This is a genomic window from Streptomyces europaeiscabiei, assembly GCF_001550375.1.
GTDB classification, from domain to species: Bacteria; Actinomycetota; Actinomycetes; order Streptomycetales; family Streptomycetaceae; genus Streptomyces; species Streptomyces europaeiscabiei.
Genome location: NZ_LRTR01000749.1, coordinates 1 through 989 on the forward strand (window position 1 = coordinate 1; position 989 = coordinate 989).

At 76.8% G+C, this 989-nt stretch carries 1 protein-coding gene; it reads right to left on the reverse strand.

Features of this window, described 5'->3' with window-relative positions; translation table 11 throughout:
* Nucleotides 1-941 (reverse strand): NADH-quinone oxidoreductase subunit E (locus AWZ10_RS36800; protein ID WP_244172674.1); only part of this gene is annotated, 941 nt, incomplete at its 3' end.
* Nucleotides 942-989: the final 48 nt, after the last annotated feature.

Genomic DNA, 989 nt, shown 5'->3' on the forward strand with positions numbered 1-989 from the left:
AGGACCCGGGCGGTCTCGGCGGGGCCGCAGCGGTCGGCGGGGAGCGCGGCGAGGACTCCGGCGCCCAAGTTGGTTGCGCTGAGGGCGAGTTGGGCGGCCCGATGGGCGGGGATCCAGGTGCCGTGGTAGCCGCCGATCAGGACCGCGCTCGTGCCGTGGAGCGGGAGCAGTCGGTGCAGGGGGAGGCCGTAGGGGGCTTCCACGACTCGGGGGGCGTGGCCCGGGACGTGGAGCGTGCACAGGACGCTGCCGGGGTCGGCCGGGGTGCCGGCCGATCGGTACCAGTCGGCGCCGTAGCGGGCGATCAGGGCCAGGTGGGCGAGGGTCTCGACGTTCTGGACGAGCGTGGGGGCGCGGTGCACTCCCTGTTCGCGGACCGGGGGGTTGCGGTGCCGCGGCAGGGCTGCCCGGCCGTCGAGGTGCTGGGTGAGGGCCGAGGACTCGCCGGAGAGGAAGCGTCCGGGGACGCGGACGACTCGTACGAGGACCGGGTCGCCGCGTTCGGCGACGGCCGCTTCCAGGTGGGCCGCGCCTTCCTCGACCGCGAGGTACGCCTCGGCCGCGCCGGTCGCCTCGGCGGCCAGGCGGAGGCCGTCCAGGACGAGGTGGGGTGACAGGCGCAGCAGCGTCTTGTCCTTGGCACTGGCGGGTTCGCCCTCGGCCCCGTTCGCGACGACCACCGGGGCGCGGCCGGTACGGCGGCCCGCCTCGGCGACTGAGGCGAGTTTGCGGTACGTGGGGAAGGCGGCGCCGCCCCGGCCGGTGAGACCGGACTCGGCGGCCGTCCGGAGCAGGTCGGCGGGTGCGAGGGCGGTGAGGGGGCCGTAGCGCTGTTCGTGGGTGGGGTGGTCGGCCGGGGTGCCGCCGGGGGCGAGGAGGCGGGGTGGCATGTGGAGGTCGGAGAGGTCCGTGGGGGCGGTGGGGGCGGTCGTGGTGGTCACGGGCGGGCTCCTTCGGCCGTGCGGAGCAGGGTGGCGGGGGTGCGGCGG